At 69.8% G+C, this 26,409-nt stretch carries 26 protein-coding genes; 13 read left to right on the plus strand and 13 right to left on the minus strand.

Annotated features, from left to right (window positions below; genetic code table 11):
• Nucleotides 1–23 precede the first annotated feature (23 nt).
• Nucleotides 24–959: a diacylglycerol/lipid kinase family protein gene (locus ACGFY5_RS41305; protein ID WP_392729841.1), complete on the minus strand. Its 936-nt coding sequence runs from the start codon at nt 957–959 to the stop codon at nt 24–26.
• A gap of 34 nt (nt 960–993) precedes the next feature.
• On the opposite strand from ACGFY5_RS41305, the gene ACGFY5_RS41310 reads away from it, so the two are divergent.
• Nucleotides 994–1,419 (plus strand): hypothetical protein, encoded by a 426-nt coding sequence (locus ACGFY5_RS41310; RefSeq protein WP_392729842.1) that lies wholly within the window; start codon nt 994–996, stop codon nt 1,417–1,419.
• A 56-nt stretch (nt 1,420–1,475) separates the two neighbouring features.
• On the opposite strand, the gene ACGFY5_RS41315 is transcribed toward ACGFY5_RS41310, so the two are convergent.
• From ACGFY5_RS41315 to sodN, 5 genes are all read right to left on the minus strand, one after another.
• Nucleotides 1,476–2,399: a SigB/SigF/SigG family RNA polymerase sigma factor gene (locus ACGFY5_RS41315; protein WP_392729844.1), complete on the minus strand. Its 924-nt coding sequence runs from the start codon at nt 2,397–2,399 to the stop codon at nt 1,476–1,478.
• Between the two features lie 119 nt (nt 2,400–2,518).
• Entirely contained in the window at nt 2,519–2,905 is a 387-nt protein-coding gene (locus ACGFY5_RS41320; protein ID WP_392729847.1) for a hypothetical protein, read from the minus strand.
• Between the two features lie 288 nt (nt 2,906–3,193).
• Complete coding sequence (locus ACGFY5_RS41325; protein ID WP_392729850.1) at nt 3,194–3,673, minus strand: GNAT family N-acetyltransferase; 480 nt, start codon at nt 3,671–3,673, stop codon at nt 3,194–3,196.
• On the minus strand, nt 3,670–4,308 hold the full coding sequence (locus ACGFY5_RS41330; RefSeq protein WP_392729852.1) for a histidine phosphatase family protein: 639 nt from the start codon (nt 4,306–4,308) through the stop codon (nt 3,670–3,672). The genes ACGFY5_RS41325 and ACGFY5_RS41330 overlap by 4 nt, the downstream gene beginning before the upstream one ends.
• Complete coding sequence (sodN, locus tag ACGFY5_RS41335; RefSeq protein ID WP_035857444.1) at nt 4,305–4,709, minus strand: superoxide dismutase, Ni; 405 nt, start codon at nt 4,707–4,709, stop codon at nt 4,305–4,307. The genes ACGFY5_RS41330 and sodN overlap by 4 nt, the downstream gene beginning before the upstream one ends.
• 114 nt (nt 4,710–4,823) lie before the next feature.
• Here sodN and ACGFY5_RS41340 point away from each other — a divergent pair, with 114 nt between their 5' ends.
• Together ACGFY5_RS41340 and ACGFY5_RS41345 are read left to right on the plus strand one after the other, a co-directional pair.
• The gene (locus ACGFY5_RS41340; RefSeq protein WP_392729855.1) at nt 4,824–5,189 is read left to right on the plus strand and encodes a S24 family peptidase; all 366 of its coding nucleotides are present in this window, start codon (nt 4,824–4,826) and stop codon (nt 5,187–5,189) included.
• 147 nt (nt 5,190–5,336) lie between these two features.
• On the plus strand, nt 5,337–6,590 hold the full coding sequence (locus tag ACGFY5_RS41345) for an NADP-dependent malic enzyme (protein ID WP_392729857.1): 1,254 nt from the start codon (nt 5,337–5,339) through the stop codon (nt 6,588–6,590).
• A gap of 50 nt (nt 6,591–6,640) precedes the next feature.
• On the opposite strand, the gene ACGFY5_RS41350 is transcribed toward ACGFY5_RS41345, so the two are convergent.
• Entirely contained in the window at nt 6,641–6,841 is a 201-nt protein-coding gene (locus tag ACGFY5_RS41350) for a DUF397 domain-containing protein (RefSeq protein WP_392729859.1), read from the minus strand.
• 398 nt (nt 6,842–7,239) lie between these two features.
• A complete protein-coding gene (locus ACGFY5_RS41355; protein ID WP_392729861.1) occupies nt 7,240–7,503 on the minus strand; it encodes a cell division protein CrgA in 264 nt (87 codons plus the stop codon).
• A 107-nt stretch (nt 7,504–7,610) separates the two neighbouring features.
• Between ACGFY5_RS41355 and ACGFY5_RS41360 the strand changes: the two genes are divergently transcribed.
• From ACGFY5_RS41360 to ACGFY5_RS41370, 3 genes are read left to right on the plus strand one after another with little or no spacing between them, the layout of a single operon-like run.
• Entirely contained in the window at nt 7,611–8,774 is a 1,164-nt protein-coding gene (locus tag ACGFY5_RS41360) for an alkane 1-monooxygenase (RefSeq protein WP_392729863.1), read from the plus strand.
• Nucleotides 8,764–9,360, plus strand: coding sequence for a TetR family transcriptional regulator (locus tag ACGFY5_RS41365; protein ID WP_392729865.1), 597 nt, complete (start codon nt 8,764–8,766; stop codon nt 9,358–9,360). The genes ACGFY5_RS41360 and ACGFY5_RS41365 overlap by 11 nt, the downstream gene beginning before the upstream one ends.
• Nucleotides 9,361–9,388: 28 nt before the next feature.
• Nucleotides 9,389–10,336: a zinc-binding dehydrogenase gene (locus tag ACGFY5_RS41370; RefSeq protein WP_392729868.1), complete on the plus strand. Its 948-nt coding sequence runs from the start codon at nt 9,389–9,391 to the stop codon at nt 10,334–10,336.
• A gap of 128 nt (nt 10,337–10,464) precedes the next feature.
• Here the strand turns inward: ACGFY5_RS41370 and ACGFY5_RS41375 are convergent, their stop codons facing one another.
• The 5 genes from ACGFY5_RS41375 to ACGFY5_RS41395 form a co-directional block, all read right to left on the minus strand.
• A complete protein-coding gene (locus tag ACGFY5_RS41375; RefSeq protein WP_392729870.1) occupies nt 10,465–11,187 on the minus strand; it encodes a hypothetical protein in 723 nt (240 codons plus the stop codon).
• Nucleotides 11,188–11,237: 50 nt separating this feature from the next.
• Complete coding sequence (locus ACGFY5_RS41380; RefSeq protein ID WP_344654499.1) at nt 11,238–11,414, minus strand: DUF6104 family protein; 177 nt, start codon at nt 11,412–11,414, stop codon at nt 11,238–11,240.
• Complete coding sequence (locus tag ACGFY5_RS41385) at nt 11,414–15,328, minus strand: multifunctional oxoglutarate decarboxylase/oxoglutarate dehydrogenase thiamine pyrophosphate-binding subunit/dihydrolipoyllysine-residue succinyltransferase subunit (RefSeq protein WP_392729873.1); 3,915 nt, start codon at nt 15,326–15,328, stop codon at nt 11,414–11,416. Before ACGFY5_RS41385 ends, ACGFY5_RS41380 begins: the two co-directional genes overlap by 1 nt.
• A 233-nt stretch (nt 15,329–15,561) precedes the next feature.
• The gene (locus ACGFY5_RS41390; RefSeq protein WP_392729875.1) at nt 15,562–16,353 is read right to left on the minus strand and encodes an ABC transporter permease; all 792 of its coding nucleotides are present in this window, start codon (nt 16,351–16,353) and stop codon (nt 15,562–15,564) included.
• Nucleotides 16,350–17,264 carry an ABC transporter ATP-binding protein gene (locus ACGFY5_RS41395; RefSeq protein ID WP_392729876.1) on the minus strand — a complete coding sequence of 305 codons (915 nt, stop codon included), beginning with the start codon at nt 17,262–17,264 and terminating at the stop codon, nt 16,350–16,352. Before ACGFY5_RS41395 ends, ACGFY5_RS41390 begins: the two co-directional genes overlap by 4 nt.
• Before the next feature lie 183 nt (nt 17,265–17,447).
• Between ACGFY5_RS41395 and ACGFY5_RS41400 the strand changes: the two genes are divergently transcribed.
• The 7 genes from ACGFY5_RS41400 (at nt 17,448) to cydC (ending at nt 26,406) form a co-directional block, all read left to right on the plus strand.
• A complete protein-coding gene (locus tag ACGFY5_RS41400; protein ID WP_392729879.1) occupies nt 17,448–18,152 on the plus strand; it encodes a hypothetical protein in 705 nt (234 codons plus the stop codon).
• Nucleotides 18,153–18,203: 51 nt separating this feature from the next.
• On the plus strand, nt 18,204–19,991 hold the full coding sequence (locus ACGFY5_RS41405) for an MFS transporter (RefSeq protein WP_392729881.1): 1,788 nt from the start codon (nt 18,204–18,206) through the stop codon (nt 19,989–19,991).
• Nucleotides 19,988–20,422: a MarR family winged helix-turn-helix transcriptional regulator gene (locus tag ACGFY5_RS41410; RefSeq protein WP_392729883.1), complete on the plus strand. Its 435-nt coding sequence runs from the start codon at nt 19,988–19,990 to the stop codon at nt 20,420–20,422. The genes ACGFY5_RS41405 and ACGFY5_RS41410 overlap by 4 nt, the downstream gene beginning before the upstream one ends.
• A 147-nt stretch (nt 20,423–20,569) precedes the next feature.
• Nucleotides 20,570–22,018, plus strand: coding sequence for a cytochrome ubiquinol oxidase subunit I (locus ACGFY5_RS41415; protein WP_392729885.1), 1,449 nt, complete (start codon nt 20,570–20,572; stop codon nt 22,016–22,018).
• A gap of 12 nt (nt 22,019–22,030) precedes the next feature.
• On the plus strand, nt 22,031–23,062 hold the full coding sequence (cydB, locus tag ACGFY5_RS41420) for a cytochrome d ubiquinol oxidase subunit II (protein ID WP_392729886.1): 1,032 nt from the start codon (nt 22,031–22,033) through the stop codon (nt 23,060–23,062).
• A gap of 1 nt (nt 23,063) precedes the next feature.
• A complete protein-coding gene (cydD, locus tag ACGFY5_RS41425) occupies nt 23,064–24,689 on the plus strand; it encodes a thiol reductant ABC exporter subunit CydD (RefSeq protein WP_392729888.1) in 1,626 nt (541 codons plus the stop codon).
• The gene (cydC, locus tag ACGFY5_RS41430) at nt 24,676–26,406 is read left to right on the plus strand and encodes a thiol reductant ABC exporter subunit CydC (RefSeq protein WP_392729891.1); all 1,731 of its coding nucleotides are present in this window, start codon (nt 24,676–24,678) and stop codon (nt 26,404–26,406) included. Before cydD ends, cydC begins: the two co-directional genes overlap by 14 nt.
• The last annotated feature ends 3 nt before the right edge of the window (nt 26,407–26,409 follow it).

Here is a 26,409-nt window from a genome sequence, read left to right on the forward strand (position 1 = left end):
CGAAGCACTGAGAATTGACCGACTCAGACGACAACGCGCAACGCACCGGGCACGGAAGTGAACCGCATCTCGCTCAGTTCCCCCAGATAGTCCCCGTCCACCTGGGCCGCCAGCGGAGGGTCGGAACGCAGCACGAAGCCGGACAGATCGTGCCGACGCAGAATTTGCCTGCCGTGCGGATCCGGCTTCGTCGAAAGGGCTTGCCACACGGTGCGAAGCGTGGTGGGCAGCCGTAGCGCGCGGAACGCCAACAAATCCAAGCCGTCGTCGAACGATGCCTCCGGGCAGGGATTCACCGGTCGTGGCCCCAAATAGGTCCACGGCGAACAGTTCTGCACGATCACCGCTGCGAAACGACCCGTCGGCTCCTCCTGCACGTCGGGCGTCTCAATTTTCAGTTCGACGTTCGTCGAGCGCCGTTCGGGGCCGCCGGCATATTGGGTGACCGCCGATCGGACGTACAAGCCGGGAGTAGCGGTGCGGCCGCGGCTGCGCGCTTTCTCGACCCGCCCGACAACGGCCGCGTCGAGCCCGTAGCCCGCACAGAAGATGAACCAGCGGTCGTTGGCCCGGCCGAGCCCGATCGTGCGCCGACGGCCCTCTCGGAGGGCTTCCAGCAACAACCCCGTGGCGTCCACGGCATCGCGCGGGGCGCCGAGCGCGCGGATGAACACGTTGGCGGACCCACCGGGCACCACGCCCAGCGCCGGGACGTCGTCGCCGGTACCGTCGGCGAGCATGCCGTTGACGACCTCGTTCACGGTGCCGTCACCGCCCAGGGCCACCACGACGTCGAACTTCTCCCGGGTGGCCCGGGTGCCCAGCTCGATCGCGTGACCGCGGTGGGTGGTCTCCGCGACCTCCAGCGCGAGCTGAGCGGAGAGGGCTGAGACCAGCACCTCGCGAGTGCGTGGCGCAGTGGTGGTGGCAGTGGGGTTGACCACCAGAAGTGCACGCATGGTGGCGACTGTACTTGTCGGTAGGCTGGAAGCCGTGACAGACCGCCCGAACCCTGCCGGGCCGGACGACGCGGCCGGCGATGGCCCGCTGACGCTCCGGGCAGGCGTCCTCGTTCTCTGGATCCAGGCCGCTCTGGTCGCGCTTCTCGCTGTCGTCGAGATCGTCCAGCTGGTGCGTAACGGTACCGACCAGCTCGAATGGGCCGCGTGGATCATCGCGGGCCCGCTGGCGGCCGCGGTGGCTCTGTTCGTCGCGGGCCGGTTGCTCGTGAACCGCCGGTTGGCCGGGCGCGGGCTCGCCGTCGCCATCCAGTTGTGCGCGATTCCAGTCGCGTTCTTCATGATCACCGGCGACAGCGACGCCTGGGTGCGGGTCGTCGGCGCGCTGATCGCCCTGTCGGTGATCGCCGCAATCGCCCTGATTGTTGCTCCGGCATCCCGCCGAGCCCTCGTGGCCTGAAAAGCCGAGAGGGTGATCGACTGTTCAACCGATCACCCTCTGTCATCGACCGACAACTACTCTCGGTGCTCCAGACCCTCACGCAAGTGTGCCAACGTCCGGCTGAGCAACCGGGACACATGCATCTGCGAGACACCGATCTCGGCCGCTATCTCTGATTGCGTCATGTTCGCGAAGAATCGGAGGGCCAAGATCTGGCGTTCGCGGGAGGTGAGCCGGCTCAACAGCGGCCGCAGCGACGCCCGGTGCTCGACGTTCTCGAGTGCCGCCTGAGCATCCCCGGCGGCCGGATGGGCGGCGCCGCCCGGCGAGTCGTCGGCCAGCTCGACGTCCAATGACACGGTTGTGTAAGCGTGCGCCGACCCGATGGCCTCGAGCACTTCCTCCTCGGTCAGGTGCGTGTACCCGGCCAGCTCGGCGATCGTGGGGGAGCGGGAGAGGCGGCCGAACAGGTCGCCGGTAGCCCTCGACACGGCGAGCGTGTGCTCCTGCATCCGCCGCGGCACCCGGATCGCCCAGCCACGGTCGCGGAAGTGGCGCTTGACTTCACCAACCACCGTAGGTGTTGCATATGTGGAGAATTCGACCCCGCGTTCGAGATCGAAGCGGTCCACCGCCTTGATCAGACCGATAGTGGCCACCTGGACGAGGTCGTCCATCGGCTCACCGCGCCCCGCGAACCGCCGCACCAGGTAGTGCGCCAGCGGCAGGTGCCGGCGCACCAACTCGTCCCGGTGCCGACGCCACTCCGCGCTGCCCGGCGGGCATGCGTGCAACCGGCGGAACAGCTCGTGCGAGGCGTGCCGGTCCCGTTCCGCGGGCGTCAGCGTCTCGCCCTCCGGCGGTGCGGGGCGGTGCAGCGGTGCACGACGCAGCGGCGGACGCTCGTCGATCGGACGTACGTCGATCGAACGCACCTCGGGCGCGCACTCGTCGGCGCTGTCGTCGGTGGTGCAGTCGTCGGCCGGGCCGGCCGGCACCGGAACGCGAGACGGGTCGTGCGGCGTCGGCTCGCTCCGGCCGGAACGGCGACCGGCCGGTCTCACCCCGGGTTCGGCGGAAGGACCTCGATTGGCGGCAGCGGGACGTCTCGTGCCGCTCACGGGGTACGGCTCCGCCGCTTGACCAGCCCGATGGTGAGCTGGTCATCGCTGACCTCGGCGTCCACTTCGCCGGTCAGTGCGGTGAGCACCTGCCAGGCGAACGTGTTCTGCGGGGGCAGGCTGCGGCGGACGCCGGGGAGCGTCACGGCGACGGCTATTTCGTCGGTCGTGAGGGTGAAGCGGCAGTGCAGCTCCGAGTCGGGGAGCTCCTCGCCGTTGAGCAACATCGCGCAGGCCTCGTCGACGGCGATGCGCAGGTCTTCGATCTCGTCGAGCGTGAAGTGCAGCCGTGCCGCCAGACCGGCGGTGGCGGTACGCAGCACCGAGAGGTAAACGCTGTTCGCCGGTAGCGTCAGCAGGACGAGGTCCGCATCCGGATCCACACCGTCCCCTTTCGTGCTGCTCGGCGTAGGGTCACCCGGCGACGGGTCACCCGGCGTACGAGTGCCCGGAACGTAGCCGGCCAGGAGTGCGCCAGATGTGGGCGTCAGAACGCCCGGGCCTCCGACGCCCCCGCTGTGTCGAGCCTCCACGCCACCCCTCCCCGTGCGCCGTGGCCGTCTGGCCGTTTGTCGCGCTATGCGGTGTTCCCCCGCCCGCACTTTACGACCCAGTGGGGTTCAAGGGGAGTCCACACGCGAGTAGCGGTCGTGATCGGCGTGTCCGGGGGCTCAGCCGTCCGCGAGGCGAGCCAGCTCCGGTCCGTCGACGCGGTAGGGGATCCACTCAGTCAGTGGGGTCGCGCCCATCGCGGCGTAGGCGTCGCGGGCCGGCGTGTTCCAGTCCAGCACCCACCACTCGAACCGCGCGTAGCCGCGCTCCCGGCAGATCTGCGCCAGCCGGGAGAGGAGGGCGCGCGCCGCGCCGCCGCGGCGCGCCTCCGGGCGGACGTAGAGGTCCTCGAGGTAGATGCCGTGGACGCCACGCCAGGTGGAGAAGTTGAGGAACCAGAGAGCAAATCCGAGAACGACGCCGTCGCGGGTGACCACGTGCCCGAAGAGTGCGGGGGAGGGCCCGAACAGGGCCGTGTGAAGCTGCTCCTCGGTGAGCGTGCACTCGTCCGGAGCCTTCTCGTAGGCGGCCAACTCGTGCACCATCGTGACGATCTCGGCGACGTCGTCCGGCGTGGCCTCGCGTACCTCCCAGCTCACGACCAGGCCGCCGGGGCGTTCCAGCGGCGGATCACCGGCAGGTCGTGCTCGGTTCCGAGGACGCCGAGCGTCGCCGTGTCGAGCGCGAACAGACGCCCCTCCGACGCGGGCAGACCCAGCCAGCGGGCAGCCAGCACGCGCAGGATGTGCCCGTGGGCGAACAGCACCACGTGCCCCTGCGGCAGCGCCTTGCGGGCCCGGTCGAGCACCCGGTCGACGCGCTGACCCGCCTGCTCGACGGTCTCGCCGCCCGGGTTCGGGTGCGTCCAGACCGACCAGCCGGGGTCGCGCTCGCGGATCTGGGGGGTGGTGATGCCCTCGTACTCGCCGTAGTCGACCTCGCGGAGATCGCCGTCGAGCTCCACCGGTACGTCGGCGAGCTCGGCGGTGCGGCGGGCGCGCGTCAACGGGCTGGAGAGTGCCAGCACCGGCGGCCGGCCACCGAGCGCCGTGGCGAGCACCGGCTTGAGCGCCAGTGCGACCGCTTCACCGTTCTCGGTGAGCGGCAGATCCGTGCGGCTGGTGTGCTGCCCCGACTTCGACCATTCGGTCTCGCCGTGGCGCACCAGAATGACGGCAGCGCCGGTTGCCCCCACGGTGGTGGAGGCAACCGGCGCACTGTCGTCCTGCGTCACGCCTTCTTGGTCTCCCAGAAGATCTCGGCGATCTCGTCGATCTTGCCGAGAAGCTGGTCGGCGACCGCGACGTCGAGGGTGCCCTTGCCGCCGGACGCGCCGGCGAGCTTGGTGGCCTCGTTGAACAGCTGGTGCAGCTGCGGGTACTTCTCGAAGTGCGGCGGCTTGAAGTAGTCCGTCCACAGCACCCACAGGTGGTGCTTGACGAGCTCCGACCGCTGCTCCTTGATGAGGATGGCCCGGGTGCGGAACACCGGGTCCTCGTTCCCGTGGTACTTCTCGATGATGGCCTTAACCGACTGCGCCTCGATCCGGGCCTGGGCCGGGTCGTAGACGCCGCAGGGCAGGTCGCAGTGGGCATGTGCGACAGTGCGCGGCGCAAGGAAGCGCGGCAACCGCATGGTCTCAGTCCTCCGGTGGGATGATGCGTCACGACGAACGACTACGTTCCGAACCCTACTCCCGGTCTATGTCAGCCTTCCCAGGCCGGGCAGTTCGGAATCGCAGGCTGAAGGGTGAGTGTGCGAACTCCCGCCGAACGGTCCCTGGGGCGCAGCCGGCTCGTCCACATCCTCGTCAGCGGTCCCTCGATGGTGCCGACGCTCAAGCACGGCGACCACATCCTGGTGCGGCGCACCGGTCGGATCAGCCCCGGCGACGTCGTGGTCGGGTCGTTCCCCACCCGCCCTGACCTGCTGGTAGTCAAGCGCGCGGTGCGCCGGGTCGGCGACGGCTGGTGGCTGTCGTCCGACAACGAGGCGGTCGCCGACGACTCGCGTCGGTACGGGCCGGCGGAGGTCTACGGGCGGGTCGTCCTGCGCTGCTGGCCGCCGCGTCGGGTCGGTATCGTGAGCAGGACGGATCTTCCCGGGGTCGAGTGAAAAAACGCACGCGATCCCAAACGGTGGTACTCCTGATCGATCCACCGTGCGAGAATCCCTAGTTATCTCCGGGCGACCCCCGGGTGACGCGACCACACCCACAGACCGTGGGTTCTTGCCGCACCGCACCGCCGACGCGCCCCGTTGATGAACCCCGGCCCGTCGCCGTCGCCGCACCCGAAAGTCGATTCGAGGAGCCCCCAGGTGAGCGCCCTGCAGATCAATCCGTCCATCCGCGAATCCGAGGCCGTCGGAGATCCCGTGTTCGCCGCCCACCGCGGCGGCAAGATGGAGATCGCGGCCACGATCCCGCTGGAGAACCGAGACGACCTCTCGATCGCCTATACGCCCGGCGTCGCCCGGGTGTGCACCGCGATCGCGGAGGAGCCCGCGCTGTTCGACGAGTACACGTGGGCGTCGCGCACGATCGCCGTGGTCACCGACGGCACCGCCGTGCTCGGCCTGGGCAACATCGGCCCGAAGGCCGCGATGCCGGTCATGGAGGGCAAGGCTGTCCTCTTCAAGCAGTTCGGCGGCGTCGACGCGGTGCCGATCTGCCTCGACACCACCGACCCCGAGGAGATCGTCGAGACGGTCGTGCGCCTGGCGCCGTCGTTCGGCGGCATCAACCTCGAGGACATCAGCGCACCGCGCTGCTTCGCCGTCGAGGCGATGCTCGCCGAGCGGCTGGACATCCCGGTCTTCCACGACGACCAGCACGGCACCGCGGTGGTGGCCACCGCCGCGATGGAGAACGCGGCCCGGCTCACCGGCCGCGCGCTCGGCGATCTTCGCGCTGTCGTCTCCGGGGCCGGTGCCGCCGGTGTCGCGGTGACGAAGATGCTGCTGGCCGCGGGGGTCGGTGACATCGCGGTGGCCGACTCGAAGGGCATCATCCACGTCGGGCGGGACAACCTCACGCCGGTCAAGGGTGAGCTGGCCGCGATCACGAATCGCGCCGGCCTCACGGGGTCCCTGGAGGACGCGCTCAAGGGCGCCGACGTGTTCATCGGGCTGTCGGCCGGCCAGGTTCCCGAGGAAGCGGTCGCCACGATGGCGTCGGACTGCTTCATCTTCGCGATGGCCAACCCCGACCCCGAGGTGCACCCGGACGTCGCGCACAAGTACGCGGCGGTCGTCGCGACCGGACGCAGCGACTATCCGAACCAGATCAACAACGTGCTCGCGTTCCCCGGCATCTTCCGGGGTGCGCTCGACGTCCGGGCGACGGCGATCACCGAGGGCATGAAGCTGGCGGCTGCCGACGCGCTGGCCGCGGTCGTGGCGAACGAGCTGCGCGCCGACCACATCATCCCCAGCCCCTTCGACCCCCGGGTCGCCCCGGCCGTCGCCGCCGCGGTCAGCGCCGCCGCCCGCCGCGACGGCGTCGCCCGCGTCTGACGTGGAAGGGACGCTGCCTGGGCGGCAGCGTCCCTTCAGGCGGGGCCGGATCAGTCCTCGGACGGATCCTTCAGGGACGCGATCCAATCGCGGAACGCGTGAGCAGGAATGCTCAGGTGTGGCGCTTCGGGGTTCTTGCTGTCACGGATGTCGACTTTGCCCGCGACCGTGCGTACCTCGACGCAGTTGCCGATTCCGCTCGCTGTCGCTTTTCGCCATCCAGAATTGTTTGTTGGCACCCGACGAATCACCTCTCGAATCAACCGGACGCGGACCTCTGCTCAGGTCAGCGAGTCCGGGACGGCCGTGACTGTCGACTGTGACGACCCAGCCGACTCGGTGGCGCTGTGCCCGAGGTCGAGCTCCGCTGTGCATCCTCGTCATGCGCAGACGGAGCGGCGGCGGCGTGGCTACGCCGTCCTCGGCACACTCGTAACGGTCACCGGCGACTCCCTCCCCCGTCAGTCCGGAACAGCCTGACGGGCGCCCGCTGGTCTGCGCCCTTTCTCCGTTGATCGACTAGATCACATTTCAGTATGCCTACCGTCACGGTGTGAGAACGGGCTAGTCGCAATATTCGTATTCTGGAATGCCGACTTTCTTCGGACGTGCTGCCCGATATCGGACACCGATTGATTAAAGGCGCCGTTTATACGCGGGACGTGTGGGTGGGGCGTTCGTAGGGGGCGCCTCGCCACGTGTAGCCGACGATCGTCGTGAGCACGACCGTGGCGACCACACCGACGTAGTTCCACGACCCCAGCGCCTCGACCCACGGCAGGTCGAGCAGCGTGTAAGCGAGGAGCCAGACCGCGCCGCCGAAGATCAGCGCGGTGCTGAGCGCTCCGTGCCACGTGCCGGACGGCCGCTTGGGCTGCCGGTCTTTTCCGTACGCGCCTGACAACTTCGACACGACGCCTCCTCGTGACAGTCTCGCTGACATCTGGCCGCCTCTTGTCAGCACAGCATCGCGGATGCCATCGTCGGTTGTCGAGGTTTCCTTCTGGAAAGGACCGACCAGTGACCAGCGCATCGTGGCGCGACGGGCGCCGTTATCTGTGGCCGTCGGCCATCGTGGTTCCGATCCTGCCGTTCCTGAGCTACGGCATCGTGACGCAGACCGGCGTGCAGGGCTGGTGGTGGCTCACCCCGTTACTCGTGTTCGTGCTGATCCCGCTCGTCGACATGGTCGGCGGCGACGACGTCGGCAACCCACCCGAGGACCTCGCGAAGGGCCTGCAGGCCGACCGGTACTACCGCTGGCTCACCTACCTGTACCTGCCGCTCCAGCTCGGTGGCCTGGTGCTCGGAGCCTGGCAGTGGCAGCGGGGAGAGCTCGGCGCCCTGGGCCTGCTGGGAGTCCTGGTGTCGATCGGCACCGTGAACGGCATCGCGATCAACGCCGCGCACGAACTCGGACACAAGCGCGAGAACCTGGAGCGCTGGCTGTCCAAGGTCGCGCTCGCACCGACCGCCTACGGCCACTTCTACGTCGAGCACAACCGCGGACACCACAGCCGGGTGGCCACACCCGAGGACCCGGCCAGTTCCCGGTTGGGCGAGAGCTTCTGGCGCTTCTGGCCGCGGACGGTGTGGGGCAGCCTGCGCTCGGCGTGGCACCTGGAGTTCAGCCGGTTCACGCTGCGCAAACGTAACCCGTGGACGTGGCGCAACGACGTGCTCAACGCGTGGGCGATGACGATCGTGCTGTTCGTGGCGCTGATCGTCGCGTTCGGGCTCGGCGTGGTGCCGTTCCTGCTCGCGCAGGCCGTGCTCGGGTTCTCGTTCCTCGAGGTCGTCAACTACCTGGAGCACTACGGCCTGCGCCGGGAGAAGAGCGGCGACCGCTACGAGCGGGTCGACGAGCAGCACAGCTGGAACTCCAACCGGCTGGTCACCAACATGTTCCTCTACCAGCTGCAACGCCACAGCGACCACCACGCGAACCCGGTGCGGCGCTACCAGATCCTGCGCACGTACGACACGTCACCGCAGCTCCCGGCGGGGTACGCCACGATGATCGTCGTGGCGCTGATTCCACCGCTCTGGCGTCGGATCATGGATCCGCGGGTGATCGCCCACTACGACGGCGACCTCGACCGGTCCAACCTGCACGCGCCGGCCCGCGGCCGGTTGGCCGCCCGGTACGGGCCGCGTCCCGGTGGTGCGCTCCTTGAACACTGAGGGTCGGCGTCGGCACGCCGAGCGGGTCCGGGAAGGCATGCGCGAAGCGATTCTCGACGCGGTCGAGGCGCTGGTGCGTGACCGGGGCTGGCAGGAGACCCGGATGGCCGACGTCGCCGACGCCGCGGAAGTCAGTCGGCAGACGGTCTACCAGCTGTTCGGATCGCGGGAGGAGCTCGCGCAGCAGTACGTGTTGCGCGAGGCCGACCGGTTCCTCGGCACGGTGGAGAGCGCGGTGGCGGTCCATGCCGACGATCCGTACGCGGCCGTCGAGGCGGCGCTCGACGCGTTCCTCACGGGTGCTGCCGACAACTTGATGGTCAAGGCGATCCTGAGCGGCGACGACCTGCTGCCGCTCGTCACGACGCAGGGCCTGCCGGTGATCGAGATGGCGCGGGAGCGGCTGATCGCGGTGATCGGCGTCCACTGGCCGTTCCTGGACGCCGGCGACGTGCGGCTGTTCGCGGAGACCGTCGCCCGGCTCGCGATCAGCCACGCCACGGTGGCGACCGGGGATGCGGCGCACGACATCTCTCGCGTCCTGCGCCCCTTCATCACCCAGGTGTTCGACGGCTCACAGCGCTGAGGGGTCTACCCGGCGGTAGCGTCGGGAGATGTTCGCCGCATACGCCGCACGTATCGATGACACCGATCCACTCGCCGCACTCGAGACCGGCGAGGTCGCCGACCCGACGGTGCCCGACGGCTGGGTCGTCGTCGACATCGTCGCCAGCGCACTCAACCACCACGATCTCTGGTCGCTGAAGGGCGTCGGGCTCGGCGCCGACGCGCTGCCGATGATCCTCGGCTGCGACGCCGCCGGGCGGGACCCCGACGGGAACGAGGTCGTCGTCTACTCGGTCGTCGCCGATCCGGAGACCAAGAAGACCTCGATCCTGTCGGAGAAGTTCCCCGGGACGATCGCGGAAAAGGTCGCCGTGCCGCGCGAGTCGCTGGTGCCCAAGCCGGCGGAGCTCTCGTTCGCCGAGGCCGCGTGCCTGCCGACCGCGTGGCTCACCGCGTACCGGATGCTCGTCTCGTGCGGGCAGGTGACCGAAGGATCCACGGTGCTCGTGCAGGGAGCCGGCGGTGGGGTCGCCACCGCGGCCGTGGCGATCGGCACCGCACTCGGGGCCACCGTGTACGCGACCAGCCGGGACGCGACGAAGCGGGAGCGCGCCGAGAAGCTCGGAGCGGTCGCGGTGGAGAGCGGCGCGCGGTTGCCCCAGCGCGTCGACTGCGTGATCGAGACCGTGGGGGAGGCGACGTTCGACCACTCGTTGAAGTCGCTCAAGCCCGGTGGGCGGCTCGTGGTGTCGGGGGCGACGTCGGGTCACCTGCCGCGGGTGGACCTGCGGCGGGTGTTCTTCCTCGACATCTCGATCCTGGGGACGTCGATGGGGTCCCGGGACGAACTGGCCGGCCTGCTCGACCTGTGCGTCCGCACCGGTCTGCGCCCGATCGTCGACTCCACGTTCCCGCTGTCCCGGGCCCGCGACGCGTTCGCCCACCTTCAATCGGGTGACGTGTTCGGCAAGGTAGTAGTCGAGAACGACCTGTAGTGGGCGGCCCGCTGAGAGCGACGCTGACAGGCGAGCGCGAGGTCTTGAGTATCAGTTATACGAGGCGACCTCGCGCTCGACTGCCAGCGCCACTCTCAGCGGGCTCCAGGTCAAAACTTGGAGCCGCTCTAGGCGGCTGCCAGGTCCTTCAGGATGCCGTTCACTAGCGGCTCGTACGACTTGACCGGGTCGCCGGCGATCGTGCTCGAGTGGGCGATCGTCACCAGGTTGTGCCCGATCGAGGCCTGTACCACCGTGATGAACGCAGGGGTGCCCTGGATTTCGGCGCTGAACTGGATCGCCAACTGCTTGTCGCCGACGGCGATCGGCGTCAGCTTCTTGACGGCCGTGTCGATCTTCTCGCCGTCCTCGATGACGGTGAACGACGGGCACTTGTCGACGAGAGACCCGGCGTTGATCGGGAGCAGGCTGTCCGCGGCGTTCGTGAACGACCGGACGTCGACGACGACCTGGGAGAACCCGGCCGGAGACTCGCTACCGAACGACACGGCGGCGTTGCCGGCGACCTTGTCCTTGTAGATCGGGTTGTCCGGCTGCACCTCCGTGTAGACGGGGCTGCAGGACGCCGGCTCCACCGTCGACGCGTTGGGCGGCGGTACCTCGGAGGCGACCCAGCCCTCGCCGGGCACCTCGTCGACAGTGGGCAGTGCGGCCTTGGCCAGTTCCGCCGTGAGCAGGCGGCCCTCCGGCGCCTCGGCGGGCGCGGCGGAGGACGCCGCGGTCGTCGGCGCCTTGGCCTCCGAGGCGGGCTCGGAGTCGTCGCCGCATCCGGCGAGCAGGCCTCCGACCAGTAGTACGGCTACTGCAAGTAAGTTACCCCGTGTAATCACCGGGGCACCATAGTGGAGGGTGGCCCCGGTGAGTACACCGCGTGGTGCAACTACTCGTCGTCCTCGTCGCTGCGGGCGACGTAGGTGGCGAAGCGCTCGATGGGGATCTCGAACTCGGGGTTGAGATCGACGAAGTCGCGGAGCTGCTCGGCGAGCCAGCCGAGCGTCACGGTCTCCTCGCCGCGACGCTCGGCCAGCTCCTCGATGCCCTTGTCGGTGAAGTACATCAGCCGCGCGTGGGCAGAGCGGCCTCGATGAGGGCCTTCTGCTCCTGCTCGTGCACCTTCGCCGATCCGACCGCCGGCGACGCCGCGGCCTTGCGCGACACCCGGCGCAGCCGAATGCCCTCGAGCTGCTCCAGCAGGTTCAGAGCGACGAAGCTCCAGGCACCCTGGTTCGCCGCCTCCTCCTGCACCCACACGTGGTCCTCGGCGTTCGGGTAGCGGCCGAGAACCTCGCGCGCCTCCTCCACGGGCAGCGGGTACAGCTGCTCGAGCCGGATGATCGCCACGTCGTCGAGCTTGCGCTGCGCCCGCGCCGCGGCCAGGTCGTAGTAGACCTTGCCGGAGCAGAGCAGCACCCGCTTCACCTTCGCCGGCTCCGGCTTCACACCTTCGAAGCCCGGGTCGTCGATCACCGGCTGGAACCGGCTGCCCTCGGTGAACTCCTCCAGCGACGACACAGCGGCACGGTGCCGCAGCAGCGACTTCGGCGTGAACGCGACCAGCGGGCGATGGATGCCCGACAGCGCCTGCCGACGCAGCAGGTGGAACCAGTTGGCCGGCGTGGTGCAGTCGACGACCGTCATGTTGTCTTCCGCGCACATCTGCAGGAAGCGCTCGATCCGGCCGGACGAGTGGTCCGGGCCCTGACCCTCCTGGCCGTGCGGCAGGAGCAGGCCGACGCCGGAGCGCTGACCCCACTTCGCCTCACCGGACGAGATGAACTCGTCGATGACGGTCTGGGCACCGTTGACGAAGTCGCCGAACTGGGCCTCCCACAGCACCAGCGCGTCGGGCTGGGCCAGCGAGTAGCCGTACTCGAAGCCCATCGCCGCGTACTCGCTGAGCAGCGAGTCGTGGACGAAGAACCGGCCGTCGCCCTGGCCGTTGCGCGCGCCGAGCAGGTCGAGCGGCGTGAACTCGGCCCCGGTCTCCTTGTCGATCAGCACCGAGTGGCGCTGCACGAACGTGCCGCGGCGCGAGTCCTGCCCGGCCAGCCGCACGGTCTTTCCCTGGGCCACGAGCGTGCCGAGCGCGAGGATCTCGCCGAACGCCCAGTCGATGGTGCCCTCGCGGGACATCTTCCGGCGCTTTTCCATCAGCGGCTTGACCCGCGGGTGCGGGTGGAAGCCGTCCGGGTACTCGACGTGCACGTCGCCGACCCGGTGGAGCAGATCCAGCGGCACCGCGGTCTCGACGACCTGCGACGACGGGTTCGACTGCAGGGTCGGCTCCCGGCGGGAGGTCTGCGTGGAGTCCTTGGTCGCGCGGAAGACCTGCTCGAGCTTGCCCTGGAAGTCCTTGAGGGCTTCCTCGGCCTCTTCGACAGTGATGTCGCCGCGGCCGATCAGCGCCTCGGTGTAGAGCTTCCGGACGCTGCGCTTGTTGTCGATGATCGCGTACATCTCGGGGTTGCTCATCGAGGGGTCGTCGCCCTCGTTGTGCCCCCGGCGCCGGTAGCAGACCAGGTCGATGACGACGTCCTTGTGGAACGCCTCGCGGTACTCGAACGCCAGCCGGGCCACGCGGACGCACGCCTCGGGGTCGTCGCCGTTCACGTGGAAGATCGGCGCCTGGATCATCCGGGCGACGTCGGTGGAGTAGAAGCTCGACCGCGAGTACGCCGGTGCGGTGGTGAAGCCGACCTGGTTGTTGACGACGACGTGCACGGTGCCGCCGGTGCGGTATCCACGCAGCTGGGACAGGTTCAGCGTCTCGGCGACGACACCCTGGCCGGCGAACGCGGCGTCGCCGTGCAGCAGCACGGGCAGCACCGTGTAGCCCTCGAGGCCCTTGTCGAGCACGTCCTGCTTGGCGCGGACGATACCCTCGAGTACCGGGTTCACCGCCTCCAAATGCGAGGGGTTGCTGGTCAGCGACACCTTGATCGTGTGCTGCCCGTCGGGCGTCGTGTACTTCGACTCCGCGCCGAGGTGGTACTTCACGTCGCCGGAGCCCTGGGTGGACTCCGGGTCCATGTTGCCCTCGAACTCGTTGAACACCTTCTCGTACGGCTTGCCGACGATGTTCGTCAGCACGTTCAGCCGGCCGCGGTGCGCCATGCCGATGACGAGCTCGTCCAGGTCTTCCTCGGCGGAGGCCTGCAGCACCTCGTCGAGCAGCGGGATGACCGCCTCGGCGCCTTCGAGCGAGAACCGCTTCTGCCCGACGAACTTCGTCTGCAGGAACGTCTCGAACGCCTCGGCCTCGTTCAGCTTCGACAGGATGCGCTTCTGCGTCTCGGTGTCGGGCTTGGAGTGCTTGACCTCGACCCGCTTGGCGATCCAGGCCCGCTCCGCGGGGTCCTGGATGTGCATGTACTCGACGCCGATGCGACGGCAGTACGAGTCACGCAGCACGCCGAGGATCTCGCGCAGCTTCATCGTCTTCTGGCCGGAGAAGCCGCCGACCGGGAACGGGCGGTCGAGGTCCCAGAGCGTCAGGCCGTGTTCGAGGATGTCGAGGTCGGCGTGGCGGCGCTGGCGGTACTCCAGCGGGTCGGTGTCGGCCATCAGGTGGCCGCGGACCCGGTAGGAGTGGATCAGCTCGAGGATGCGCGAGGTCTTGTCGATCTCGCCCTCGTGCACGACGGTGACGTCACGGACCCAGCGGACCGGCTCGTACGGGATGCGCAGCGACGCGAAGATCTCGTCGTAGAAGCCGTCGGCGCCGAGCAGCAGCTGGTGCATGCGCTTGAGGAACTCACCCGACTGCGCGCCCTGGATGATGCGGTGGTCGTAGGTGCTGGTCAGCGTGATGACCTTGCTGATCGCGGACGCGGCCAGCTGCTCCTCGGACAGGCCGGAGAACTCGGCCGGGTACTCCATCGCGCCGACGCCGACGATCGTGCCCTGGCCCTTGGTGAGGCGGGGCATCGAGTGGACGGTGCCGATGCCGCCGGGGTTGGTGAGGCTGATCGTCGTTCCGGAGAAGTCGTCGGCGGTGAGCTTGCCGTTGCGGGCCTTGCGGACGATGTCCTCGTAGGCCTGCCAGAACTGCTGGAAGTTCATCGACTCGCAGCCCTTGATGCTGGCCACGACCAGCGTGCGGCTGCCGTCCTTCTGCTGCAGGTCGATCGCGAGGCCCAGGTTGACCTGGCCGGGGATGACCAGCGCGGGCTTGCCGTCCACCTCGGTGAAGGAGTTGTTCATCTCCGGGTGGGTGGCGACCGCCTTGATCAGGGCGTACCCGATCAGGTGGGTGAAGCTGACCTTCCCGCCCCGCGAGCGGGCCAGGTTGGAGTTGATGACGATGCGGTTGTCGGACACGAGCTTCGCCGGGACGGCACGGACGCTGGTGGCAGTGGGGACCTCGAGCGAGGTCTCCATGTTCTGCACGATCCGCGCCGCGGCACCGCGGATCGGCTTGGTGGACGGCTCGGCCTTCTCGGCGGCCGGAGCCGCTGAGGCGGCACCCGCCGCCGGAGTCTTCTCGGCGGACGCGGCCTTCGCCGGCTCGGCGGTCTTCGCGGTCTGGCCGCCTGGCGGGGTGGGCTTCGGCGCAGGCTTGGAAGGCGAGCTCGGCGCGCCGGTGCTCGCGGCCTGCGCAGCCTGAGCGGCCGGCTTGGACGCGGTGGTCGACACCACCGACGCCGAGGGGCCAGGCTTGGGGCCGGGCTTCGGCGGGGTCGGCTTGGGGCCGACCTTCTGCGCGAGCGTCGCGGGCGTCGGCACGTTGCCGTTCGAGGACGACGTCGAGCCGCCGGCCCGCCCGTCCGCGCGGTCCGCCGTCGGAGCGGAGCCGTTCTCGCCCGGAGAGCCCGTTGGCTTGTAATCAGCGAAGAACTCGTGCCATGCCGGATCGACGCTGGCGGGATCGGCGAGGTACTGCTGATAGATCTCCTCGACCACCCATTCGTTGGCCCCGAAGGCCGCCAGAGAATCGTCGGTCTGCGTTGAGGTGGTGCTCTGCGTCGACACGGCCGCGTGTTCGCCTTCTTCTCAGCTACTCGTGCGTACGGTTCGTTCTTTTCGGTGGGGTTCGTGGGTGCCCCATCACGGCACGGTAACCCCGGCGCCGCAACTGTTCAGGCTACGCCCGCGTGAGGGCACCTGCCGAGCGCGCCCGCTGAGCGGAAGGGTTGCCGAGTGCGAAATGACACTCGATTTCCGTCAGTGTCCCTGAACCGTATCGGTTCAGGTTCACCAAGCTTTTAGCTGACGTCTCTCGCGGACGTGACCAGTGCTCCGTAAGCGGTCGTCGCGACGCCGTAGCAGAGCAGGACGAGCGTGGCCACGGACCACGGCGGAACACCGTTGGCGGGCACCAGCGACGTCATCGCCCGGGACGCTCCGCCCGGCAGGTAGTACTGCAGGCTGATGATCCAGCGTTGATCGAGCGCGGAGGCCAGCTGCGGGAACACGAACTGGGCTCCGAGTTCACCGAGGTACAGCACGACGGCGGCGACGACTGCCCACACCTGGTTGCGCAGCATCGTGCCGAGGCCGACGCCGAAGACCACCCACACCAGATAGGCCAGTGCGTTCAGCGCCACCGCGCCCAGGCCGGTGGAGAGGCCCTCACCGACGGGGACGCCGAGCGAAATCAAAAGCACGCTGCCGACGCCGATCGCCAGCGCGCTGCTGATCGCACAGAACACCAGCGCGCAGAGAATGCCGGCCAGAATCTTCGCGACGACGACCCGAGCGCGTTTCGGCGTGGCGAGGAACGTCGCGGTGATCGTCTGCTGCGAGTACTCACTCGTCACGATCGTGACGCCGAAGATCATCATCAACAGCAGCCCGAAGTACTGCCCGGACGTGAACATCGTTTCGGTGAGGTCCGGCGCCGCTGCTTTCAGGTCCGCGGCGGTGGCGCTCTGCGAGACCACGATCGCCCACCAGAACAGCAGCGCGATCAGCGTCACCGCGATCACCCCGGCCGCGGTGGCCCAGCCGACAGCGAGCGACCGGATCTTCAGCAGTTCGCTGTGGAGGTTTCTCATCGGATTTCCGCCTGCCCCTCCGTGAGTGCCAGGAACAGCTCCTGCAGATCGGACTGCAGCGGCGTCAGCTCGTGCAGCTCCACGCCGGCGGCCAGCGCGACCCGTCCGATGTCCGCTGCCGGTATCCGTTCCACCAGGAGGACGCCGGGCTCCGCGCCGGCCCGGATCGGGACACCGCGCAGCGCGTGGGCCAGCCGCTCCGCGTTCGGCGTCCGCACCCGGACACCGGCGGTGGTCTGGGCCTTGAGCTCGGCGACCCGCGCCTGTCTGACGCTGCGCCCGGCCGCGATGATGACGACGTCGTCCACCGTCTGTTCGACTTCGCTGAGCAGGTGGGAGGAGACGAGCACGGTCTTGCCGGAGGCGGCGAGCGAGCGCAGCAGGTCGCGGAGCCAGCTGATGCCGGCCGGGTCGAGCCCGTTCGCGGGTTCGTCGAGGATCAGGACGCGGGGATCGCCGAGCAGGGCCTGGGCGAGCCCGAGCCGCTGGCGCATGCCGAGTGAGTAGCCGCCGACCCGCCGCCCGCCCGCCGGAGTCATGCCGACAAGTTCGAGAACCTCGTCGGCGCGCCGCGCCGGGAGGCCCGCGGCGGCGCAGAGCACCCGCAGGTGGGCGCGGCCGGTACGGCGCTTGTGGAAGCCGGACGCCTCCAGCGCGGCGCCGACCGCCTCCAGCGGCCGCGGCAGCTCGGCGTAGCGGTAACCGCCGATCGTGGCCTCGCCGGACGTCGGGGCGACGAGGCCGAGCAGCATTCGCAGCGTCGTCGTCTTCCCGGCCCCGTTCGGGCCGAGGAACCCCGTGACAGTGCCCGGCTCGACGGTGAACGACAGGTCGTCCACCGCCCGGATCGTGCCGAACTGCTTCGTGAGGTGATGGACGACGATCCGGCCGGGATGGGGGGCGGGCTGCACGCGGCCAAGGTAGTGGCGCCTGGGCCGCGACGGAAGTGACTCCTGTTAACAGTGGATTTCCGGTATTAGCCGCTTAGAAGCGGACTCCTCAGAAGTTGCTCAGATCTGAGGCTTCCCGACCGCGCCGCGCGGATGCTCTGCGACAACGAGATGAACGGCTGGCGACTGGTCTGGGAGGTCTCCATGATCCGCTCGGAGGTGGACGCGCTTCGCGCGGCGATGGTTCGGGCACCGCTGGATCCGGCATGGGCGCCGTTCGAGGCGGCGATGCTGGTCCGGGCGGCGGCCCGGCCGGGTATCTGCCGTTCGCCGGGGACGCGGCCGACGGTGCACCACCCACGCGCGGAGCGCTGGGGGGACGAGCCGGGTCTGCTCGCGGAGTTCGACACCGACGCGGCGGCGAGCCGGCTGGTGTCGACGTTGGCCGCGGTCGCGCCGTCCGCGGTGGTCGAGTCCGGCTACCAGGGTGGTCGCCACCGCTACGAGATCCACCGGGTGACGGTGCCCCGGGAGTCCGGCGCCCAGGTCCTCGAGGTGCTGGCCCGGTCCGCGTCGGCCGGGGCCAGTGCGCTGCGGGCCGCCGGCGGGACGCAGGCCGTGGCCGGGCGACGTCGCCGGGAGCTGGTGATCGCGGCGGCGGCCTGGCGGGGTGCGCTGCTCGCGGTCGGCCCGGGGCGCGGTGGCCCGGACGGGCTGGCGGTGCGCGTGGGTGACCCGTGGTCGGCGGGCACGCTGGTGCGTGCCGCAGATCTGCTGCAGGTGCCGGTGCGCGCCGTGCGTCGGCCGGGTGGGCAGCTGTTGACTGTCGACGGGCGTGCGGCGCTGGGTGCGCTGATCTCCGTGGTGACCGGAAGCGGGGCGACGGCTGCGGTCGGCGTTGCCGGGTGAAGTACGTCACCGGAAATGATTAGTTAGCACCAACCAACTAATCTGGGGGTCATGGCTCAGCCCGGTTACAAGTGGGTCGCACTCTCGAACACCACGGTCGGCATGCTGCTGGCGACGGTCAACTCGTCGATCGTCCTGATCTCGCTGCCGGCGATCTTCCGGGGCGTCCACCTCAACCCGCTGGACGAGAACAACGTCAGCTACCTGCTGTGGATGATCATGGGCTTCCTGCTCGTGTCCGCGGTGCTGGTGGTGACGTTCGGCCGGCTCGGCGACATGTACGGCCGGGTTCGGCTCTACAACCTCGGCTTCGTCGTCTTCACCGTCTCGTCGATCGCGCTCTCGCTCGATCCGGCGGTGGGTGACGCCGGTGCGCTCTGGCTGATCGGCTGGCGGGTGGTGCAGGGCGTCGGCGGCGCGATGATCATGGCGAACTCCACCGCGATCCTCACCGACGCGTTCCCCGGCAACCAGCGGGGGATGGCGCTGGGTATCAACCAGGTGGCGGCCATCGCCGGCTCGTTCATCGGCCTGGTGCTCGGTGGTCTGCTCTCCGAGTGGCACTGGCGGGCCGTGTTCTGGGTGAGCGTGCCGCTGGGTGTCCTCGGCACGATCTGGTCGTACAAGTCGCTGCGTGAGCTCTCCAAGCGTGAGACCGATCCGGTGGACTGGCTGGGCAACATCACGTTCGGCGTCGGGCTCAGCGTCCTGCTCGCCGCGATCACGTACGGCATCCAGCCCTACGGGGACCACGCCACCGGGTGGACGAACCCGTGGGTGGTGGGTGGGCTGGTCGGTGGTGTGGTGCTGCTCGCTGCTTTCGTCGTCATCGAGACGCGGGTGAAGTACCCGATGTTCCACATCGGGTTGTTCCGCAACAAGGTGTTCGCGGCGGGGAACTTCGCCGGGCTGCTGTCCGCGATCGGGCGCGGTGGCATGCAGTTCATGCTGATCATCTGGTTGCAAGGCATCTGGTTGCCGCGGCACGGCTACGACTACGAGTCCACGCCGCTCTGGGCCGGGATCTACCTGCTGCCGGTGACGATCGGCTTCCTGGTTGCCGGGCCCGTCTCGGGGTGGCTCTCCGATCGCTACGGCTCGAAGCAGTTCGCAGTCGGTGGTCTGCTGCTCGTGGCAGCGTCGTTCGTCGGTCTGCTGCTGATCCCGGTCAACTTCCCGTACTGGGTGTTCGCGTTGCTGACGCTGCTCAACGGCGTCGGCTCGGGGTTGTTCAGTTCGCCGAATACGGCAGCGGTGATGGGGGCGGTGCCTGCGGATCAGCGCGGGGTGGCGTCGGGCATGCGGGGCATGTTCATGAACGCCGGGTCCGCGTTGTCGATCGGCGTGTTCTTCTCGCTGATGATCGCCGGGCTGTCGGCGCACCTGCCGCAGACGCTCTCCAGCGGTCTGCAGGAGCAGGGGGTCTCGCCGGAGATCGCCGGACAGGTGGCGCAGCTCCCGCCGGTCGGGACGCTGTTCGCGGCGTTCCTCGGGTACAACCCGCTCGCGGAGCTGCTCGGGCCGACCGGGGCGTTGGACCAGGTCTCGTCGGCGCAGGCGGCGACGCTCACCGGCAAGGAGTTCTTCCCGGCGCTGATCTCGGAGCCGTTCCACAACGGTCTGGTCGTGGTGTTCGTGACCGCGGCGGCCATGATGGTCGTCGCCGCGCTGGCCTCCCTGATAGGCGGCACCCGCCGCCCGGCTCCGGTTGCCGCCGCGTCCGCCTCCGCGCCCTCCGCGGAGGGCGCGGACAGCGCGTCGAGCGTGGCGCGGGATGATGCGGCCGACGCCGACAGCACCCCGGAGGACGTAGTGCCAGCGACGAAGGTGACGCCATGACCGCGCCGGCGCAGGAGAGTGTCACTACGCGGTTGCCGGTGGCGCTGGCGCGGTTGCAGCGCGCGCTGCGGCGCACGGAGCCGAGCGAGCTGGGCCCGGGGTCGATCGCGGCGCTGGGCACGGTCCGGCGCGAGGGTCCGATCCGCCCGGGCGACCTCGCCCTGCGCGAGGGCGTCACCCCCTCGACGATGACCCGGATCGTCGCGTTGCTGGAGAGCAACGGGTTCCTGGCCCGCGAGAACGACCCCGCCGACCGGCGTGCCTACCTCGTCCGCATCACCGACGACGGCGTCGCGTTCCTGACCCGACTGGCCGGCGTCCGCTCGAAAGCGCTGCAGGCCGAGCTCGACCAGCTCTCCGCCTCCGACCGCGCCACGCTCGAAGCGGCGCTGCCCGTCCTCGAAACCCTGGCCACCCGCCTAGCCAGCTGAAACACCCCGAAGGAGCCCCGCCGACCGGCGGGGCTCCTGTCGTGTGCGCAACACCACCTGTCACAGGTTTGGCGTCCCAAACGTCTACGTGGTGTAGTCAATATAAGACGTCTACGCGCCGTAGACGATTGCGGACGGGGACCCGCCATGGACCAGCTCGACCTCGCGCGGTGGCAGTTCGGCATCACGACCGTCTACCACTACATCTTCGTGCCCCTGTCGATCGGCTTGTCGTTCCTGGTCGCGATCCTCGAGACCGCGTACGTCCGCACCGGCAAGGAGCACTACAAGCGTGCCGCGAAGTTCTGGGGCAAGCTCCTGCTGATCAACTTCGCGATCGGGATCGCCACCGGGCTGGTGCAGGAGTTCCAGTTCGGCATGGCCTGGAGCGACTACTCCCGCTACGTCGGCGACATCTTCGGTGCGCCGCTCGCGATCGAGGCCCTGCTCGCGTTCTTCCTCGAATCGACGTTCCTCGGACTGTGGATCTTCGGCTGGGACAAGTTGCCGACGTGGGCGCACGCCGCGTGCATGTGGGTCGTCGCGGTCGGGACGATGCTCTCCGCGTACTTCATCCTGGCCGCGAACTCGTGGATGCAGCACCCGGTGGGGTACCGGATCAACGCCGAGACCGGGCGGGCCGAGCTCACCGACTTCGTCGCGGTGATCACGAACTCGACGCTGCTCTCCGCGTTCCCGCACGTGATCTTCGCGTGCTTCATGACCGCCGCCGCGCTGATGATCGGGATCGCGGCGTGGCACCTGGCGCGGGGGCGGCACACCGACGTGATGCGTCCGTCGTTGAAGCTCGCCGCGTGGACGATGCTGATCGCGGCCGTGGGTGCGGTGATCAGCGGGGACATGCAGGCCCGGATCATGACCGAGCAGCAGCCGATGAAGATGGCCGCGGCCGAGGCGCTGTACGACACCGTCGCGCCCGCCTCGTTCTCCGTGTTCACGATCGGGTCGCTGGACGGTTCCGACGAGATCTTCAGCATCCGTGTGCCACGGTTGCTCTCGTTCATGGCGACGGGGAGCTGGGACGGCGAGGTCGAGGGCATCAACGACGTCCAGCGCCACGAAGTCGCCACCTACGGCGAGGGCGACTACCGGCCGATCGTCCCGGTCACCTACTGGACCTTCCGCCTGATGATCGGCACCGGCCTCGCCGCCGCCGCGATCGCCGCCGCCCTCCTCTTCCTCATGGGTCGACCGGGACGATGGATCAGGAATCTGTGGCCCCGGCGAATCGGTCCGCGTGACGGCGACACCGTGCCGCGGTGGGTGTGGCGGGTAGGGGTGTGGGCGATCCCGTTGCCGCTTCTGGCGAACTCGTTCGGGTGGATCTTCACGGAGATGGGCCGGCAGCCGTGGGTGGTCTACGGCATGCTGCGCACCGCCGACGGCGTCTCGCCCAGCGTCCCGGCCAGCACCGTTGCGATCTCGCTGACCGTGTTCACGCTCCTCTACGCGATCCTCGGCGTCATCGAGTTCCGGCTCATCCGCACGTACGCGATGAACGGCCCCGAAGCACCGCCGGAACCGAAGGAGCCCGAGCCCCAGCCCGAAGAGCGCCAACTCGCCTTCGCGTACTGAGAGAGGAACGACATGGAACTCACCACCGTCTGGTTCGTGGTCCTCGCCTTCCTCTGGACCGGCTACTTCTTCCTCGAGGGCTTCGACTTCGGCGTCGGCACGCTCCTCCCGGTACTCGGCCGCGACGACACCGAGCGACGCGTGCTGATCAACACGATCGGCCCGGTCTGGGACGGCAACGAGGTCTGGGTCGTCGCCGCCGTCGGCGCGACGTTCGCGGCGTTCCCGGAGTGGTACGCCACCCTCCTCAGCGCGTTCTACCTGCCGATGCTCCTGATCCTCGTCGCGCTGATCCTGCGCGCCCTCGCGTTCGAGTACCGCGGCAAGCGCACCGACCCGGCCTGGCAGCGCCGCTGGGACCGCTGCATCGTGTTCGGCTCGGTCGTCCCGGCGTTCGCCTGGGGCTTCGTCTTCGGCAACCTGCTCGGCGGACTCCCGATCGGCGCCGACCGGGAGTTCACCGGCGGCCTCACCGACCTGTTCACTGTCGCCGGCCTGCTCGGCGGCCTCACGACGCTGGCCCTGTTCGTCCTGCACGGAGCCGTGTTCCTCGCGCTCAAGACGCACGGCGAGATCCGGGAGCGGGCCCGGGCCCTGGCCGGCCGCATCCTGCTCGGCGCGCTCGCCGTCGTGGCGGTCGGCCTGATCGCCGCTCAGCTGGAGCGTGGTTCCGCGGTCACTTGGGCAACCGGCGCCGCTGCCGTCCTGGCGCTCCTCGCGGCGGCTGCGGCCAACGCCCGCAGCCGCGAAGGCTGGGCGTTCCTCGGGACCGGCGCCGCGATCGTGCTGGCCACCGCGACACTGTTCACGCTGCTCTTCCCGGCGGTCGCGCCGTCGATCCTGGCCGCCGCGAACGACCTCACGACGACGAACGCCGCGGCCACCCCGTACACGCTGACGATCATGTCGTGGGCGGCGCTGGCGTTCACGCCACTCGTGCTGCTGTACCAGAGCTGGACGTACTGGGTGTTCCGCAAGCGCATCGGCGTCCGGGACATCCCGCCGTCCGCGGGTGCGGCACTGGTTTCCCACTCGGCCGGCTGACATGCGACCACTCGATCCGCGGCTGCTCCGCTACGCCACGGTGACCCGCGCCTTCCTCGTCGTCAGCGTGGGGCTCGGCACGGCGTCGGCAGCGTTGTTGATCGCGCAGGCGACGCTGCTGGCGAGCGCGATCGCGGGGGTCGTGACCGGAACCGACGGGGACGTGAAGCCGGAGCTCATCGGGCTCGCGGCGGTCACTCTCGCTCGCGCGGGAATCGCCTGGGCGCAGGACACGATCGCCCATCGCACCGGCGCGGCGGTCGTCTCGACGCTGCGCCGGGCGCTGCTCGCCCGCGCCGTCGCGACCACGCCGGGGAACACCGGCGAGTTGGCCACGCTCGCCACCCGCGGCGTCGACGCGCTGACCGGCTACTTCGCCCGGTACCTGCCGCAGTTGGTGCTGGCTGCTGTGGTGCCCGCGCTGATCGGTGCGCGCCTGCTGTTCGCGGACTGGCTCACCGCGGTGGTGCTGGTCGTGACCGTGCCGCTCATCCCGCTCTTCATGGCCCTCGTCGGCTGGTACACCGAGGGGCGCACCCAGCGGCAGTTCGACGCGCTGTCGCGGTTGTCCGGGCACTTCCTGGACGTGGTCGCCGGCCTGCCCACGCTGATGGTGTTCGGGCGGGCCAAGGCGCAGGTCGAGACCGTGCGGCGGATCACCGGCGAGTTCCGCCGCACGACGATGGGTGTGCTCCGCGCGGCGTTCCTGTCGTCGCTGGTGCTGGAGCTGCTGGCCACGATCTCGGTGGCGCTGGTCGCGGTGTCGATCGGTCTGCGGCTGGTCGAGGGTGAGTTGACGCTGGAGACCGGGCTGCTCGTGCTGCTACTCGCGCCCGAGGTGTACCTGCCGTTGCGGCTGGTCGGGGCGCAGTTCCACGCCAGTGCGGAGGGGTTGGAGGCGGCGAACTCGGTGTTCGAGGTGCTCGAGAAACTCCCACCCGAACCGGGTCGGCGGACGGTCGTTCCGCGGGGAGCGCTCACGCTCGAGAACGTGACTGTCACCTACCCCGGGCGACGTGAGCCCGCGGTGTGCGGCACGTCGCTCGTCGTCCGCGAAGGAACCGTCACGGCTTTGACAGGTCCGAGCGGCACCGGGAAATCGACGCTGCTGGCCGTGCTCCTCGGATTCGTCCGGCCGGAGGCCGGGTCGGTGCGGATCGGGAACGTCGAGATCGCCGAGCTCGATCCGGACGTCTGGCGCAGCCAGGTGGCGTGGGTACCGCAGCGGCCGACGCTGGTCGCGGGAACGATCGCGGACAACATCCGGCTCGGGCGGCTCGGCGCGACCGACGAGGAGGTCGCCCGCGCGGCTGCGGACGCCGAGCTCGCCGAGGTGATCGCTTCGCGCCCCGACGGGTTGGAGACCGTGCTCGGCGCGGACGGGGCGGGGCTTTCCGCTGGTGAGCGGCAGCGGGTCGGGCTCGCGCGGGCGTTCCTGCGGGACGCCCGGATCGTCCTGCTCGACGAGCCGACCGCGAACCTCGACGGGGCCAGCGAGGAGCGAATCCTCACGACCCTCCACCGCCTGGTCACGGGCCGCACCGCAGTCCTCGTAGCCCACCGCCCGGCCCTGCTGGCCCTGGCCGACCACGTAGTGCACGTGGGAGGTGCCCGTGTTGCCAGCTAGCGGGCGGTTGATCCTGGCCGGGGGGCTCGGGGCTGGGGCGCTGGGGTGTGCGGTGGCGTTGTCGGCGACGTCGGGGTGGTTGATCAGTCGGGCGTCGCAGCAGCCGCCGGTGCTCGAGCTGGCGGTCGCGGTGACCGCGGTGCGCGCCTTCGGCATCGGGCGCGGGCTCCTGCGTTACGTCGAGCGCCTCGTCGGCCACGACGCGACCTTCCGCATCCTCGCCGCGCTCCGCTCCCGCGTGTACGCCCGGCTCGAACGCCTCGGCCCGGCGGCCCTACCCACCTTCCGGCGTGGTGACCTGCTCGCCCGCTTCGTGTCCGACGTCGACCAGATCCAGGACCGCTACCTGCGGGTGCGGCTCCCGTTCGCGATCGCAGTCGTCGTCGGCGTGCTGTCGACGCTCGGCGCAACCGCGCTGCTGCCGACGGCCGGCCTCGCGCTGGGCGTCGCGCTGCTGATCGGCGGCGCGCTCGTGCCGTGGCTGACCATCCGCACCGCCGAGCGCGCCGAACGCGAGACGGTCGCCGACCGGGCCGCGCTCACCACCTCGGTGGTCGAGCTCCTGCAGGCGGCCCCCGAGCTGATCGCCCACGGCGCCGCCGAACCCCGCCTCCGCGCGCTCGACGAGCTCGACCGCCGCCTCGAGCGCTCGGCCGCGCACTCGGCCTGGGCCACCGGGCTGGCGTCGGCCCTGACGGCGCTCGCCACCGGTGGAGCAGTACTCGCCGCGCTGGCCGCGGGCACCTCCGCAGTCGAAGCGGGCCGGCTCGACCCGGTGCTGCTCGCGGTCGTGGTGCTGCTCCCGCTGGCCGCGTTCGAGGCGGTGACCGGTCTGCCGGTGGCCGCCCGGTCGCTGGTCCGCGTCCGGAAGTCCGGCGCCCGCCTGGCCGAGATATTCGACGCCGAAAGCCCTGTCGCACCGGGGACCGAGCGCGTCCACGCGGTGTTCCCACTGGTGCTGTCCGGTGTCGGCGCACGGTGGCCGGGCGCCTCGGAGTGCGCGCTCACCGACGTCGACCTGCGTGTGGACGCCGGCCGCCGGATCGCCGTGGTCGGCGCCTCCGGCGCCGGAAAGAGCACCCTCGCCGCGCTCCTGGTGCGCTTCCTGGATCCCGCCGCCGGAACGTTCACGCTCGCGGGCCGTCCCGTCGCGAACTTCGATCCGGACGCCGTACGCGAGCTGATCGGCTGGTGCGCTCAGGACGCCCACCTGTTCGACACGTCGATCCGGAACAACCTGCGCGTGGCCCGGCCCGCGGCTTCCGAGCCGGAGCTGTTCGCCGCCCTCGACGCCGCCCGGCTCGCCGACTGGGTGCGCTCGTTGCCGGCCGGGCTGGACACCCCGGTCGGCGAGCGCGGCACCCAGGTGTCCGGCGGGCAACGGCAGCGGCTCGCGCTGGCCCGGGTCGTGCTCGCCGACTTCCCGGTCGTCGTCCTCGACGAGCCGACCGCGAACCTCGAGCCACCCACCGCGGATGCCCTGACCCGCGATCTGCTGGCCGCGACCGAGGGACGGGCGACCGTTCTGATCACGCACCGCCTGGCCGGATGCGAGCACGCGGACGAAATCGTGGTGCTCGAAGCGGGCCGGATCGTCCAACGCGGAACGCACGACGCCCTGCTGGCCGTTGATGGTCCGTACCGAATCGGTTGGGAGCGTGAACGCCGCGACGACTCCCGGTTCGGGGCCGTCGAGCCTGAGCGAGTGGGAGACTGAGCA

Origin of the sequence: Cryptosporangium sp. NPDC048952 (genome assembly GCF_043197895.1) — a bacterium.
Lineage (GTDB): Bacteria > Actinomycetota > Actinomycetes > Mycobacteriales > Cryptosporangiaceae > Cryptosporangium.